General features: G+C 53.9%; 14 protein-coding genes. 6 read left to right on the top strand and 8 right to left on the bottom strand.

The features are described 5' to 3' along the window. The first annotated feature begins 40 nt into the window (after positions 1 to 40). Entirely contained in the window at positions 41 to 1462 is a 1422-nt protein-coding gene (locus JK231_RS08970) for a serine/threonine-protein kinase (RefSeq protein ID WP_160832811.1), read from the top strand. Here the strand turns inward: JK231_RS08970 and JK231_RS08965 are convergent, their stop codons facing one another. Next, positions 1463 to 2131 carry a gamma-glutamylcyclotransferase gene (locus JK231_RS08965; protein ID WP_211728404.1) on the bottom strand — a complete coding sequence of 223 codons (669 nt, stop codon included), beginning with the start codon at positions 2129 to 2131 and terminating at the stop codon, positions 1463 to 1465. It abuts the gene before it with no gap. A 535-nt stretch (positions 2132 to 2666) separates the two neighbouring features. Here JK231_RS08965 and chaA point away from each other — a divergent pair. Next, positions 2667 to 3758: a sodium-potassium/proton antiporter ChaA gene (gene chaA, locus JK231_RS08960; protein ID WP_097116833.1), complete on the top strand. Its 1092-nt coding sequence runs from the start codon at positions 2667 to 2669 to the stop codon at positions 3756 to 3758. Positions 3759 to 3828: 70 nt separating this feature from the next. Here the strand turns inward: chaA and kdsA are convergent, their stop codons facing one another. The 6 genes from kdsA to hemA are packed head-to-tail and all read right to left on the bottom strand — an operon-like array spanning position 3829 to position 9140. Continuing rightward, positions 3829 to 4683, bottom strand: a complete 855-nt coding sequence (gene kdsA, locus JK231_RS08955) for a 3-deoxy-8-phosphooctulonate synthase (protein ID WP_034824264.1) — start codon at positions 4681 to 4683, stop codon at positions 3829 to 3831. 27 nt (positions 4684 to 4710) lie between these two features. Continuing rightward, positions 4711 to 5520, bottom strand: coding sequence for an invasion regulator SirB1 (sirB1, locus tag JK231_RS08950; protein ID WP_034824266.1), 810 nt, complete (start codon positions 5518 to 5520; stop codon positions 4711 to 4713). Then, positions 5517 to 5915, bottom strand: a complete 399-nt coding sequence (locus JK231_RS08945) for a SirB2 family protein (protein WP_211728403.1) — start codon at positions 5913 to 5915, stop codon at positions 5517 to 5519. Before JK231_RS08945 ends, sirB1 begins: the two co-directional genes overlap by 4 nt. A gap of 14 nt (positions 5916 to 5929) precedes the next feature. Next, positions 5930 to 6760, bottom strand: coding sequence for a peptide chain release factor N(5)-glutamine methyltransferase (prmC, locus tag JK231_RS08940; protein ID WP_211728402.1), 831 nt, complete (start codon positions 6758 to 6760; stop codon positions 5930 to 5932). Then, on the bottom strand, positions 6760 to 7842 hold the full coding sequence (gene prfA, locus JK231_RS08935) for a peptide chain release factor 1 (RefSeq protein WP_034824272.1): 1083 nt from the start codon (positions 7840 to 7842) through the stop codon (positions 6760 to 6762). The genes prmC and prfA overlap by 1 nt, the downstream gene beginning before the upstream one ends. 41 nt (positions 7843 to 7883) lie before the next feature. After that, entirely contained in the window at positions 7884 to 9140 is a 1257-nt protein-coding gene (gene hemA, locus JK231_RS08930; RefSeq protein WP_058960216.1) for a glutamyl-tRNA reductase, read from the bottom strand. Between the two features lie 217 nt (positions 9141 to 9357). Between hemA and lolB the strand changes: the two genes are divergently transcribed. The 4 genes from lolB (at position 9358) to JK231_RS08910 (ending at position 13321) form a co-directional block, all read left to right on the top strand. After that, positions 9358 to 9981, top strand: coding sequence for a lipoprotein insertase outer membrane protein LolB (gene lolB / locus JK231_RS08925; protein ID WP_034824277.1), 624 nt, complete (start codon positions 9358 to 9360; stop codon positions 9979 to 9981). After that, on the top strand, positions 9978 to 10835 hold the full coding sequence (gene ispE, locus JK231_RS08920) for a 4-(cytidine 5'-diphospho)-2-C-methyl-D-erythritol kinase (protein ID WP_097116828.1): 858 nt from the start codon (positions 9978 to 9980) through the stop codon (positions 10833 to 10835). The genes lolB and ispE overlap by 4 nt, the downstream gene beginning before the upstream one ends. A 137-nt stretch (positions 10836 to 10972) precedes the next feature. Continuing rightward, complete coding sequence (gene prs / locus JK231_RS08915; RefSeq protein ID WP_034824282.1) at positions 10973 to 11920, top strand: ribose-phosphate diphosphokinase; 948 nt, start codon at positions 10973 to 10975, stop codon at positions 11918 to 11920. 225 nt (positions 11921 to 12145) lie between these two features. Next, a complete protein-coding gene (locus tag JK231_RS08910) occupies positions 12146 to 13321 on the top strand; it encodes a GGDEF domain-containing protein (RefSeq protein WP_211728401.1) in 1176 nt (391 codons plus the stop codon). Here JK231_RS08910 and ychH read toward each other — a convergent pair. Further along, positions 13318 to 13593 carry a stress-induced protein YchH gene (gene ychH, locus JK231_RS08905; RefSeq protein WP_034824286.1) on the bottom strand — a complete coding sequence of 92 codons (276 nt, stop codon included), beginning with the start codon at positions 13591 to 13593 and terminating at the stop codon, positions 13318 to 13320. The two genes, JK231_RS08910 and ychH, sit on opposite strands and share 4 nt — an antisense overlap. Positions 13594 to 13642 lie beyond the last annotated feature (49 nt).

Below are 13642 nucleotides of genomic sequence, written 5' to 3'. Positions count from 1 at the left end.
AGACTGGCAGGCGCTACAGGACGTGTTCAGAGAGTTCACTATGTCGGCAAACGAAAACCACACACCGAATGCCCTGCCTGCGGGTTACCGGTTTAATGAATTTGAAATCAAGGAAGTGATTGGCGGCGGCGGCTTTGGCATTGTTTACCGTGCCTGGGACCATCAACTGGAACGCACCATCGCCATCAAAGAGTACATGCCGGTTTCACTGGCGGTGCGTGCCGCTGACCTGTCGCTGGAGTTGCGTGGCGAGCGCTTCCAGAAACTGTTCAACGCCGGACGTAACAGCTTCATTCAGGAAGCCCGTTTGCTCGCACGTTTTAATCATCCCGGCCTGCTGCACGTGTTGCGCTTCTGGGAAGAGAATGGCACCGCCTATATGGGCACGCTCTACTACAGCGGGATGACATTAAAAGAGTGGCAGGTCACCAGCCCGGACAGTATCGATGAGTCCTGGATTCGTCGGCTGTTACCGCCGCTGTTTGGCGCAATTAATACCATCCATACCGCCGGTTATCTGCACCGTGATATTTCGCTGGATAACATCCAAATCCAGGAAAATCAGCTGCCGGTGTTACTCGATTTTGGCTCAGCGCGGAAGGAGATCGGCAATCTCTCCGATGAAACCGAGATCATGCTGAAGCCTGGCTTTGCCCCGATTGAGCAATACAGCGAAGAGGGTGAAGTTGAGCAAGGTCCGTGGACCGATATCTATGCGCTTGGCGCGGTGCTGCACAATCTGATTACCGGCCATGCGCCTCCGGTTAGCGTGGTGCGCTGCATCGAGGATAACTATCAGCCACTGGTTGAACGCAAGCCAGCAGGCTATTCCCTGCCGCTACTGCATGCCATCGACTGTGCGCTGGCAATGAAACCCGGCGATCGCCCACAAAGCATTGATGCGTTTGCCAGCCTGATTGATTTGCCGGTGAGCGATGTTGAAGCACTGGTCACCACCTTCCCGGTGGCGGTTGAAGCTCCAGCTCCAGCGCCTGAACCCGTCGCCGCTCCGGTGCCTGAACCACAGGTAATGGCGGTGAATCATGCAGCGGCGGCGATTGAACCTGTCACGCCACGCAACGTGCGTCGCCTTTCGCCTGGTCTGGTCGCCGCCGCTGCCATTGCCATTCTGGCCGTGGTGGTGGTGGTGTGGAAAACGAATCGCCACAGTGAAACCGCTTCGATCGCCGCGACACCTTCTGCGTCAGCGCCGGTAGCGAGTCAGAGCGCAGCAGCCAGCGCGCCAGGTATGGCAACCGTCTATCTGCGCTTGCAGGAGGGAGAGAAAGTGCTGCTTAACGGCGAAGCGAAGGACGTGAAACCCACCAGCAGCGGCTTTGCTTCACTCAATCTGGCGGCGGGGAGTTATCGAATTGAAGTGCAAAATGGCAGCCAGGTAATGAGCCAATCACTGACCATTGACAAACCCGGAACCTGGCTGATTAATCCGGTTAAACAGTAGTTAACGCGCTGCAGACTGCTGCAGCGCCCTCACTTCAGCGGCCAGACGCGTCAACGCATCTTCCTGCATGCCGCGTTTACCCAACTCCTGTTCGAGGGAGTAGAGATACTGGGCATTGGTACCCAATGGTCCGCTGGCCTGGGCAATCAACGGTGCGATGGTGCTGCGACAGGAGTCTGCTTCATACAGCGGGTGACGCGGATCCATGATGAATACCAACGCCGTCACTTTGCGAGCATCTTCCAGTTCCAGTTCGCACCAGGTTGGCAGATAACAGCCGGTGATCATCTCGCGCTTCCACAGCAGCTCCAGCTCGTCATGCAACCGCGCTTCGGGTAAACGGAAAGCCAGACCGCTGGTTGCACCGCCTTCTTTTAGCGCCAGCATACGACCGGGCGTCAATACCGTTCCTCTGCCAGCGGTCAGACGCAGACAGAAAGCACGATGCCAGCCTTCGAGTCGTCCGGAAGCCACTTCTTCCGCCTCAAAAACCGGGTTCCACATCAGGGAGCCATAGCCGAAAATCCACACGGGGCTTTGGTCAGGGCGACAAGCCAGTGTGGCAGCGAGTGACGCGGCACGCTTTTCACAGCTCCACAGCAGCGCTTCGTCAATATCGCCAAATGATGTTTTACAATCCGCTTTTAACAGAAATTCCCGGGTTAACAATGCGACCTCCTCTACTGCGCTGACATCTTGTCGGTTCGGCTCCTCAAAGATGATGTCTTACAGGCAACACGCGTTGCGTCGACTTAAGAGAAGACATTAATGCATTTTTAACAAAAGTTTCAAGATTGACCCCGATCACAAAGGGGAAATTCTTTGTAAATAGCATCGGCTGACTGGCAGATAACTTGAACAGCGTGATGACGAAGAAAGCAATGAAATGGCAAACATATACTTTAGTTACACAAGGTTTTTTAAATTCATAAAACTCCGATAAACCGCATTGAAATAAGATTAAAACAGGTATTATTTTATCCCAAAATTACTTTTATCGATTCATAACAAAATGAATAGTCTACGTTATTAGTAGATAATTACTTCTTTTGATGGATTAGAATCAAAAACCTGACAAAGTAAAGTCGCGTAAAAAGCCTGAAACACAACTGTTGAAAAGTTACACTGCGCTGCGTCAGAAAAGTCATTATATTTATCAGGCACTGATCGCCTGTTTTGTTCTTTTTGCCGGAGAGGATGGTGAATGGCTACACATGAGAAAACCCGACATACCGAGTACTCACTGATTTTCCCGATTGTCGCGCTGACGGTGCTGAGCTTCTTTGGCGGTCAGACGGCATTATTGCCGATTATCGGCATCAACCTGCTGGCGCTGGTCGCCATCCTTTGTAGTGCTTTCAGCGTGGTGCGTCATGCTGACGTGCTGGCACACCGCCTGGGTGAACCCTATGGCTCGCTGATTTTGAGCCTGTCCGTGGTGATTCTGGAGGTCAGTTTGATCTCCGCCTTGATGGCCACCGGCGATGCTGCACCTGCGCTAATGCGTGACACGCTCTACTCCATCATCATGATTGTCACCGGCGGCCTGGTGGGCTTTGCGCTGCTGCTGGGCGGACGCAAATTCGCCACCCAATATGTCAATCTGGCGGGCGTAAAGCAGTACATGATTGCCATCTTCCCGCTGGCGATTCTGGTGCTGGTGTTTCCGAATGCGCTGCCAGGCGGTAACTTCACCACGGCTCAGGCGTTGATCATTGCCGCGATCTCCGCTGCCATGTACGGCGTGTTCCTGCTGATTCAGACCAAAACGCACCAGAGCCTGTTTGTTTATGAGCATGAGGATGACGGTGACGATGGCGATCCGCATCATGGTAAGCCTTCTGCGCATAGCTCACTGTGGCACACGGTATGGTTGATCATTCATCTGATCGCGGTGATCAGCGTGACCAAGATGAACGCCAACACGCTGGAGCATCTGCTGACGGAACTGAATGCACCTGAGCAGTTCACCGGTTTCCTGGTGGCGTTGCTGATTCTGTCGCCGGAAGGGTTAGGGGCCATCAAAGCGGTGTTAATGAACCAGGTACAGCGTGCGATGAACCTGTTCTTTGGTTCGGTATTAGCCACCATCTCTCTGACGGTGCCGGCGGTGAGCATTATCGCCACCCTGACCGGTCAGCAGCTGATATTTGGTCTTGAGCCACCACATATGGTGATCATGAGTGCCGCGCTGATTCTGTGCCATATTTCGTTCTCAACCGGGCGTACCAATGTGCTGAACGGCGCCGCGCATCTGGCACTGTTTGCCGGCTATTTACTGACAATTATGCTGTAGCGTCTGACGCTCAGATTCAAAGCAAAAAAAAGGCGCCCATCGGCGCCTTTCTTACATCTGGATAACGCAATTAGTTGCTGGTATCCAGTTCCGGGAAACTCTTGACCAGATCATCAATCGCTTTCATCTGCACCAGGAATGGCTCCAGCTTATCCAGCGGCAGCGCGGATGGGCCGTCGCATTTCGCGCTGTTCGGCTCAGGGTGCGCTTCAATAAACAGACCGGCGATACCCACCGCCATACCCGCACGAGCCAGTTCAGCTACCTGCGCGCGACGTCCACCTGAAGCCGCGCCGAACGGATCGCGCGTCTGCAGTGCGTGGGTCACGTCGAAGATCACCGGGCTGTTGTTGGTGACCTTCTTCATCACGTTGAAGCCCAGCATATCGACAACCAGGTTGTCGTAACCGAAATTGCTGCCACGGTCGCACAGGATTACTTTGTCGTTACCGCCTTCCGCGAATTTATCGACAATGTTACCCATCTGGCCTGGGCTAACGAACTGCGGTTTCTTAACGTTGATGACTGCACCGGTTTTCGCCATCGCTTCCACCAGATCGGTCTGACGCGCCAGGAACGCAGGCAGCTGAATCACATCAACGACATCCGCCACCGGCTGCGCCTGTGAAGCTTCATGCACATCAGTGATGATTTTCACGCCGAAAGCCTGTTTCAGCTCCTGGAAAATCTTCATGCCCTCTTCCAGACCTGGACCACGGTAGGATTTGATGGAAGAGCGGTTAGCTTTGTCAAAAGAGGCTTTGAACACGTAAGGGATACCGAGTTTGTCGGTCACTTTTACATAGTGTTCGCAAATACGCATGGCGAGGTCGCGCGATTCCAGCACGTTCATGCCACCAAAGAGAACAAATGGCAGATCGTTTGCGACCTTGATATCGCCGATATTTACTACTTTCTGAGTCATGCCCTTTCCTTATTGTCGAGATGACGCTTAGTGCAGCGTCACCTGTTTCTGTTCAATTGCGTGAATCTGCACTTTAATCATTTCGCTGACCGGATCTTCTGGACACTGTTCAACGAAGTAGGTCAAATCGGTCAGCGCGATATGTTCACACTCAAGCTGAGCGTAGATTAACCCCCGATCGCGGATTTCATACGGGTCATCGGGATCAATCTGCAGCAGTACCTGGCTGACGTTTAACGCCAGTTCCATCTGCTTCTCTTCCATCAGTGCCGCTTTCAACGTATCCAGCATTTTACGCATCACGTTGATGGTTTTGGCTTCATCCAGATCATCATTGTAGAGCTTCGCGGTCGGGCTGATATTGCCCTTCAGCCACACTTCCAGCGTATGTGTATCCAGCGTTTCGCCGTTGAAAGGGTTGATCAACCACATTTCACCGTCCAGCCAGTCAGCACGCAGAATCAACTGGGTAGGGAAAATCACCGGGATCAGCGGCAGCTCCAGCTCGTCGGCAATGTGTAACAGAATCACCCCCAGCGATACGGCGGTGCCCTGTCGGCTCTTCAGCACTTTATCGATCCACAGCGCATCGGACAAATTGTAGACGCCGCTGGCGCCACCAAAGCCCCACTGGCGATAAAACAATTCAAGCAGCTTGCCCAGTTGCAAGTCGGCATCCTGTTCGCTACTGACGTATTCCCGTGCTTCTTCAACTAATGCCGCCAGCTGTTGCTGAACGGATGGCGCAGAAAAATCATTGCGTATGGCGCAGGTTGCGCCAATCACCGCTTCACTCAACGGTGTTTCACTGTAATCAACTAGCTCTGGCGAGGTCATACTATCCCCAATAACGGCATTTTGGTCATCGCCAGCTTAATCACAAACAGCAGTGCTACGATTGCAATCAGACAAGCGATCCAACGTGTCCCCATCTTGCGTGGGCGACGGCTCAATGCCACGGAACCTAAGGCGATGTAGATAATAACCCCTAACAGCTTCTCCGTCAGCCAGCTTCCTTGCGGTGAGAACGGATAAAAGTGCGTAATCACCACCAGCAATACGCCACTGAGAAATAAAAAGGTGTCATTAATATGCGGCGCAATGCGAACCCAGCGGCGCTGCAGCATTGCCGAACCGGTGGTTAGCCAGTAAAAGCGCAGTAAAAACAGACTGATAGTCAGGGCAACCGTCAGCAGGTGAAAATGTTTAATCAGCGGATACCAGCTTGCCATGGTGCTTCCTTAAATCAAAAAAATTGCCCAAGTGTGACGCGCGGATTGCCGCCATAATCGTTAATGCTGCTGACCTGCTGATAGCCGTGCTGCGTCATGATCTCGCGCACAGCTTCATCTTGTTGCCAGCCGTGCTCCAGTAACAGCCAGCCGCCAGACTGCAACCAATGTGGGGCACGGTGAATAATCAAACGCAAATCAGCCAGCCCCGCCTCGTCGGCCACCAGTGCGCTAAGCGGTTCAAAGCGTACATCGCCCTGCTGCAGATGCTCATCGGCGGCGTCGATATAAGGAGGATTGCTGACGATGAGATCGAAACGCTGGGCGGGAATGTCATCGAACCAGTGGCTGAGCTGGAAACGCGCATTGCTGATGTGCAACCGCTGAGCATTCTCTTCCGCCAGCGCCACGGCTGCTGGGATACGGTCGCAGCCCAACACCTGGCAGTCAGGACGTTCACTCGCCAGCGCTAATGCGATAGCACCGGTGCCGGTGCCAAGATCGAGCAAGGAGGACGGTGTTGCGGGAATACGTAAGAGCGCCTGTTCCACCAGCACTTCGGTATCCGGACGCGGAATTAATGTGGCATCATTGACGCGCAACGGCAGCGACCAAAACTCACGCTCGCCCACCAGATGCGCAATCGGTTCGCCTTTCACCCGACGCGCCAGCAGCGCATCAAGTTCGGCAAGCTGAGTAGCGTCGAGTTCATGATCGTCAAACGCCACCAGCCAGCTGCGTGATTTTCCCGTTACGAACCCCAGCAAAATCTCCGCATCCCGTTTCGGGCTGTCTCCGCCACAGAGTGCGAACACTGCGTGCTTGAGCCAGTGGCGAATCATCATCAGTCTTGTCCAGCCAGCGCGGCCAGCTGATCGGCCTGATACTCCTGTACAATCGGCTCGATCAGCGTATCCAGCTTCCCTTCCATGGTTTCATCCAGGCGGTACAGCGTCAGGTTGATACGATGATCGGTAACACGACCCTGCGGGAAGTTGTAAGTGCGGTTACGGTCCGAACGGTCGCCGCTGCCCAACAGGTTGCGACGGGTTGAGGCTTCTGCCGCATTACGCTTGGCGGTTTCGGCGGCATGAATACGCGCACCCAATACCGCCAGCGCTTTGGCTTTGTTTTTGTGCTGGGAACGTTCGTCCTGACACTCCACCACAATACCGGTGGGCAAGTGGGTAATACGAATCGCTGAGTCGGTGGTGTTAACGTGCTGACCACCGGCACCTGAGGAGCGGAAGGTATCGATTTTCAGGTCGCCCGCGTTGATTTCCGGCATTTCTGCTTCCGGCAATTCTGGCATCACCGCCACGGTGCAGGCAGAGGTATGAATACGGCCCTGAGATTCGGTTTCCGGGACGCGCTGAACGCGATGACCGCCGGATTCGAATTTCAAACGACCGTAAGCGCCTTCACCATTAATTCGGGCGATAACTTCTTTGTAGCCGCCGTGCTCGCCTTCGTTGGCGCTAATGATCTCGACCTGCCAGCGGCGTGCTTCGGCATAACGGCTGTACATACGGAACAGATCGCCTGCGAAAATTGCCGCTTCATCTCCGCCGGTTCCGGCGCGCACTTCCACAAAGCACGAACGTTCATCATCAGGGTCTTTTGGCAGCAGCAGCACCTGAAGCTGTTGTTCCAGCACTTCACGCTTCTCACGCGAAATTTTTAACTCTTCGTTAGCCATTTCACGCATTTCAGGATCGTCGAGCATCATTTCAGCTGTTTCGATATCTTCCTGCACCTGCTGCCAGTCGCGGAAGCAACGGGTCACATCGGTCAACTGTGCATATTCGCGTGATAAGGCGCGAAAACGTTCCTGATCGCCAATGACGCCGGCATCGCCCAGCAACGCTTCAACTTCTTCGTGGCGTTCCTGGAGGGCTTCCAGCTTGGCAACAATAGAGCTCTTCATGTAATAGAGGGTATCCCAGTGATAGGTCGTGACAGACCAGATTACTCTAAACCGAGGCTGTCACGTAAGATCTGCAGGCGTTCGTTGTCGCCATCGCGCGCGGCCTGCTGCAGTGATTTGGTTGGTGCATGAATCAGACGGTTGGTCAGCTTGTGCGCTAACTCTTGCAAGACTTTCTCGGCATCCGCGCCCTGACGCAGCGCGGCAATCGCACGCTCCTGCAACTCGGCACGCACGTCGTCCGCCTGTGAACGATATTCGCGAATGGTGTCGCCCGCGCTTTGCGCACGCAGCCATGCCATAAATTCGCCACTTTCCTGCACAACTATGCTTTCGGCCTGGACTGCAGCGGCTTTGCGTTGTGCCATATTCTGCTCGATGATCGCTTGCAAATCATCGACGCTGTACAAATAGGCGTTCGCCAGCTTACCCACTTCAGGTTCGACATCACGCGGTACGGCGATATCCACCAGCAGCATCGGCTGGTTGCGACGTGCTTTCAAGGCGCGCTCCACCATGCCTTTGCCAATAATCGGCAGCGGGCTGGCAGTAGAAGAAATAATGATATCCGCATCGGCCAGACGGGTTTCAATATCACCCAACCCAATCACTTCTGCGCCCACTTCATCGGCCAGCAGCTGCGCACGCTCGCGGGTGCGGTTGGCAATCATCAACTTCTGCACTTTGTGTTCACGCAGATGACGCGCCACTAACTCGATGGTTTCCCCGGCGCCCACCAGCAACACGTTGACCGTGCTGAGTGATTCGAAGATTTGACGCGCCAGAGAACAGGCGGCGAAGGCGACAGAGACCGCGCTGGCACCGATTTCAGTTTCGGTGCGCACGCGTTTAGCGACGGAGAAGGTCTTCTGGAACATGCGCTCCAGCTCGCTGCTTAGCGCATGGTCACGCGAAGAATCAGCATGGGCCTTTTTAACCTGGCCGAGAATTTGCGGTTCGCCCAATACCAGCGAATCCAGACCGCTGGCAACGCGCATCAGATGGCTGACGGCGGCGTTGTCCTGATGCCAGTAAAGGCTGGCACGGACATCCTCTTCACGCAGATCGTGATACTCGCACAACCAGCGCACCAACCTCTCCTGCAAATCTGTCTGCTGCTCTACGCTGAGATAGAGTTCAGTACGATTACAGGTTGAGAGCACCACACCACTCTGAACCATCGGCTGGGACAACAGGCTATTCAGAGCCTGATCCAGCGTGTCTGGCAGAAACGCAACGCGTTCGCGCAGCGCAACAGGTGCGGTTTTGTGGTTGATTCCGAGAGCAAGCAGCGTCATGGTGATTCGGGTTGGGATGTCCCAATATTTGTCAGGGCTTTGTGAAGCGCATTCTACAAGATGCCATAGATCAAGAAAAGCCATACAAAGGCTATGACTGTAATAAGATTAAACTGATCGTGCGCAATTATCCTTACATCGGCATTGACGGCATAGTATTGGATGGTTAGCGTTATCGGTTACGAAGTAAAAACGTGTCTGAGGAGACGACCACGTGATGCATTTGCCCCCGCGCAAGCTGTTGCGCCTTTTGCCCCTTGCCAGCGTATTGCTGGCTGCTTGTAGCATCAACAAACCACAAGGTCCTGGCCCCAGCACCACCTCACCGCAATGGCAGCAGCATCAACAAGCCGTTGAGAAAATCACCCAATATCAAACGCGTGGCGCTTTTGCCTATCTCTCTGATAAGCAAAAAGTCTATGCGCGCTTCAACTGGCAGCAAACCGCCGCCGATCGCTATCGTCTGTTGTTAACCAACCCGCTTGGCAGCACCGAGCTGCAGCTGGATGCGCAAGGTTCGGTGGTGCAAATCGTCGATAACAAAGGCAAGCGCTACGTGAGTAACGATGCTGAGAAGATGATTTCACAGTTGACCGGCATGGATATCCCGCTGGCGAACCTGCGTCAGTGGATGATGGGTCTGCCGGGTGATGCCACGGATTATCAGCTCAACAGCAGCTATCAGTTGCAGAGTGTTAACTACAGCCGAAATGGTCAGCAGTGGAAAGTGAACATCTCTGATTACGACAGCAAAGTGAATCCACCGCTGCCGGCCAATCTTGAACTGACTGAAGGTGGTCAGCGAATCAAACTGCGCATGGATAGCTGGACCACGCAATGATCACCACCTGGCCTGCTCCGGCAAAACTGAATCTGTTTCTCTACATTACGGGCCGTCGCGCTGACGGCTACCACAATCTGCAAACGCTGTTTCAGTTTCTTGATCACGGCGACAGGCTTGAGATCACGCCTGACCGCAGTGGGAAGATTACGCTGCTGACGCCGTTAGCGGGCGTCGCCGATGACGATAACCTGATCGTGCGGGCGGCGCGGATGTTACAGCAAGCCGCGGTCGTTCGCGGTACGCTGCCCGAAAACGCGGGTGCGGAGATAGCCCTGGAAAAACGTCTTCCGATGGGCGGCGGACTGGGCGGCGGTTCATCGGATGCCGCGACCGTGCTGGTGGCGCTGAACCATTTATGGCAAACCGGGCTTAGCGTGGATGAGTTAGCCACCCTTGGCGTCCAGCTCGGTGCCGATGTTCCGGTGTTCGTGCGTGGTCACGCCGCCTTTGCTGAAGGGGTTGGCGAGCAGATTCAGCCCGCAGAACCGGAAGAGAAATGGTATCTGGTGGCGCATCCTGGCATCAGCATCGGCACGCCGGATATCTTTCGCGATCCTGACTTGACGCGCAATTCACCGATACGCACATTAGATGAACTGTTACAGCGTCCTTTTCACAATGATTGTGAAGCTGTGGCAAGAAAACGTTTTCGCGAGGTTGATGCGCTGCTTTCCTGGCTGCTAGAATACGCGCCGTCGCGCCTGACCGGGACCGGATCTTGTGTATTTGCTGAATTTAGCACCGAATCCGCTGCTCGTCAGGTGCTGGAGCTTGCCCCGAAATGGATTTGCGGATTTGTGGCGCGCGGGCTTAATATCTCGCCGTTGCAACGCACCCTTTCCGGGCTCTAAGCGTTTGCGTGACAGTGCCACCCTGTTCCAGGCACTGCACGTGACGCATTAACACACCCGTATGAACGACTTCAAAAGTATTCGCCGGTTACTTTTGAAACGTTCATTCTCTGGACGCCAAGCCTGAGGTTCTTCTCGTGCCTGATATGAAGCTATTTGCTGGTAACGCCACCCCGGAACTAGCACAACGTATTGCCAACCGCCTTTACACTAGCCTCGGAGACGCCGCTGTCGGCCGTTTCAGTGATGGTGAAGTAAGTGTACAGATCAACGAAAATGTACGCGGTGGTGATATTTTCATCATCCAGTCCACCTGTGCCCCCACCAATGATAATCTGATGGAGCTGGTTGTGATGGTCGACGCGTTGCGTCGGGCTTCTGCTGGTCGTATTACTGCTGTTATCCCTTACTTTGGTTATGCCCGTCAGGACCGCCGCGTGCGTTCTGCTCGTGTGCCTATCACCGCCAAAGTGGTTGCCGATTTCCTCTCCAGCGTGGGTGTTGACCGTGTTCTGACGGTTGATCTGCACGCCGAACAGATTCAGGGCTTCTTCGATGTCCCGGTTGATAACGTGTTCGGTAGCCCAATCCTGCTGGAAGATATGCTGCAGATTGGCCTGGAAAACCCGATTGTGGTTTCCCCGGACATCGGCGGCGTCGTGCGTGCGCGTGCTATTGCTAAGCTGCTCAATGACACTGATATGGCTATCATCGATAAACGTCGCCCGCGTGCGAACGTTTCTCAGGTGATGCACATCATCGGTGACGTGGCAGGTCGTGACTGTGTACTGGTCGACGATATGATCGACACCGGCGGTACGCTGTGCAAAGCAGCTGAAGCGTTGAAAGAGCGCGGCGCGAAACGTGTCTTCGCTTATGCGACTCACCCCATCTTCTCTGGTAACGCGGTCGAAAACCTGCGTAAGTCAGTGATCGATCAGGTTATCGTATGCGACACCATTCCGCTGTCAGACGAGATGAAAGCCCTGCCAATCGTGCGTACCTTAACGCTCTCTGGCATGCTGGCCGAAGCGATTCGCCGTATCAGTAACGAAGAGTCCATCTCCGCAATGTTCGAACATTAATACATTGCATGAAACCGGGCCCCGCGCCCGGTTTTTATTCCCAACAATCCGCTTCATTTACCGATTAAGCCGCTCTCGCTACAGATATTTTCGCGATAAATTTCGTTAAAATTCGCTATTCTCCCTGCCTTACACTCTTTTCATTCGACTCGCGATGCTGCACTTTAGCGGGCCATTGATTAGTGGTATTTTTCTCCACACTTTTTTCTGAGAACTCCGACCACTATGACTCTCGACATTTACACACTATTTGTTTGCGAGCTCTATGTGCTGGGTTTTTTGAGCATTATTTTGGTGTTCGCCTGGGTGGGTGCGCAGTACGATCGCGTGCTGGGGTTCACTACGCTGGCGCTCACATTGACCCTGACAGCGGTGTTTCTCAGCAGTCTGCGCAGTGCTGGATTTGTTTTTCTTCCCATCGCTGTCGGCAACGTGGTGATGATGCTGGCCTATGGTAATCTGCTGAACGCTTTTCGAGCATTCTGCAATAAACCTCTCGGATTCAGCTGGTTAGCGGCTGCATTGTTATGGGCCATTCTCTGCGCGTTCCCGCAGTTTTACGCCAGCCAACCTAAACGCGTTTTAGTCATATGTCTGCTTTGCATTATTTACACCGGTGCCCTGATTCGCCTGTTATGGCAATCGCGCAATGCACTGCAGGTGACCTTTTGGCCGGCGCAGATGTTGCTGTGGATCCATCTGCTGTTTCACGTGGCGCGTATATTCCTGGATGATGCCATCGCCACCCCGGTGCGCGGCGCGATAGCCGGTTCCAGCTTTTCGGTGTACGTGATTCTTGAATCCATTCTGTTTGTGATTGGCCTGACATTTACCATTCTGGCGATGGTCAATGAGCGCACGCAGATAGCTCACAAACGGGCCTCGCTTCACGATCCCCTGACCAGCGTCTGGAATCGTCGCGCCCTGTTCGAGCAAGCCGATAGATTAGTGTTACGCAATACGCGCAATCCGCAGCCATTGGTTTACTCGGCCGTGCTGTTTGATCTTGACCATTTCAAAGGCATTAACGATCGTTACGGCCATCTGCAAGGTGACAGCGTATTAATCGATTTTTGTCAGGTGGTGCAGGCGTTGCTGCCCGCAGAAGGTCATTTTGCCCGTCTGGGCGGTGAAGAGTTTGCGGCGATTCTGCCGGGCAATAGCGAGGATGCAGAACGGGTGTGTGAGCGTATCCGTCTGGCGACACAGCTGTCGCAGCCCAACGACGTCTGCTATACCGTGAGTATTGGCTATGCTACCGCTAACCATCGCGATCACACCTTCCCGATTTTACTCGGCCTGGCGGACGAAGCGTTATACCGTGCAAAAGCCAGTGGCCGTAACCGCGTCGAACGTTATTTCGTGCAGTTACAGCCGGTGCAGGAAGCTGCTCTCTCTTAATGTGAAGAGTGATTGCGGCGGCAGCGTTTGTCACCGTAATGGCGTAACCAGAAGTAGCGGTCTTCGACACGCTCACGTCCGCTGACGCGCGCCCCTACCAGCCACAACAGTGCCCCGACAAAGATGCTGAACATGGCACCATGCGCGAGGAATTGCGGCAGGTTTAACGCAGGCAGCTGATTAATAATGGAATAGCCGACGCCTAATACCATCGTCAGTAAACCTAAACACATCAGGCCATTACCTAAATAGCGGCATTGTTGACGTTTCATGATTCACCTCCATCCTTATGAAAAAGCAAAACAGCACGTATGGTTAACT

This window comes from Pantoea sp. JGM49, from assembly GCF_018257655.1.
Lineage (GTDB): Bacteria > Pseudomonadota > Gammaproteobacteria > Enterobacterales > Enterobacteriaceae > Pantoea > Pantoea communis.
This window is presented reverse-complemented; position numbering and strand designations above follow the sequence as displayed.

Bases quoted from the DNA above. Each gene is read 5' to 3' on its own strand.
- prfA (WP_034824272.1), bottom strand. From the start codon at position 7,842: ATGAAGAGCTCTATTGTTGCCAAGCTGGAAGCCCTCCAGGAACGCCAC.
- ychH (WP_034824286.1), bottom strand. From the start codon at position 13,593: ATGAAACGTCAACAATGCCGCTATTTAGGTAATGGCCTGATGTGTTTA.
- lolB (WP_034824277.1), top strand. From the start codon at position 9,358: ATGCATTTGCCCCCGCGCAAGCTGTTGCGCCTTTTGCCCCTTGCCAGC.
- JK231_RS08910 (WP_211728401.1), top strand. From the start codon at position 12,146: ATGACTCTCGACATTTACACACTATTTGTTTGCGAGCTCTATGTGCTG.
- hemA (WP_058960216.1), bottom strand. From the start codon at position 9,140: ATGACGCTGCTTGCTCTCGGAATCAACCACAAAACCGCACCTGTTGCG.
- chaA (WP_097116833.1), top strand. From the start codon at position 2,667: ATGGCTACACATGAGAAAACCCGACATACCGAGTACTCACTGATTTTC.
- JK231_RS08970 (WP_160832811.1), top strand. From the start codon at position 41: ATGTCGGCAAACGAAAACCACACACCGAATGCCCTGCCTGCGGGTTAC.
- ispE (WP_097116828.1), top strand. From the start codon at position 9,978: ATGATCACCACCTGGCCTGCTCCGGCAAAACTGAATCTGTTTCTCTAC.
- sirB1 (WP_034824266.1), bottom strand. From the start codon at position 5,520: ATGACCTCGCCAGAGCTAGTTGATTACAGTGAAACACCGTTGAGTGAA.
- JK231_RS08945 (WP_211728403.1), bottom strand. From the start codon at position 5,915: ATGGCAAGCTGGTATCCGCTGATTAAACATTTTCACCTGCTGACGGTT.
- kdsA (WP_034824264.1), bottom strand. From the start codon at position 4,683: ATGACTCAGAAAGTAGTAAATATCGGCGATATCAAGGTCGCAAACGAT.
- prmC (WP_211728402.1), bottom strand. From the start codon at position 6,760: ATGATGATTCGCCACTGGCTCAAGCACGCAGTGTTCGCACTCTGTGGC.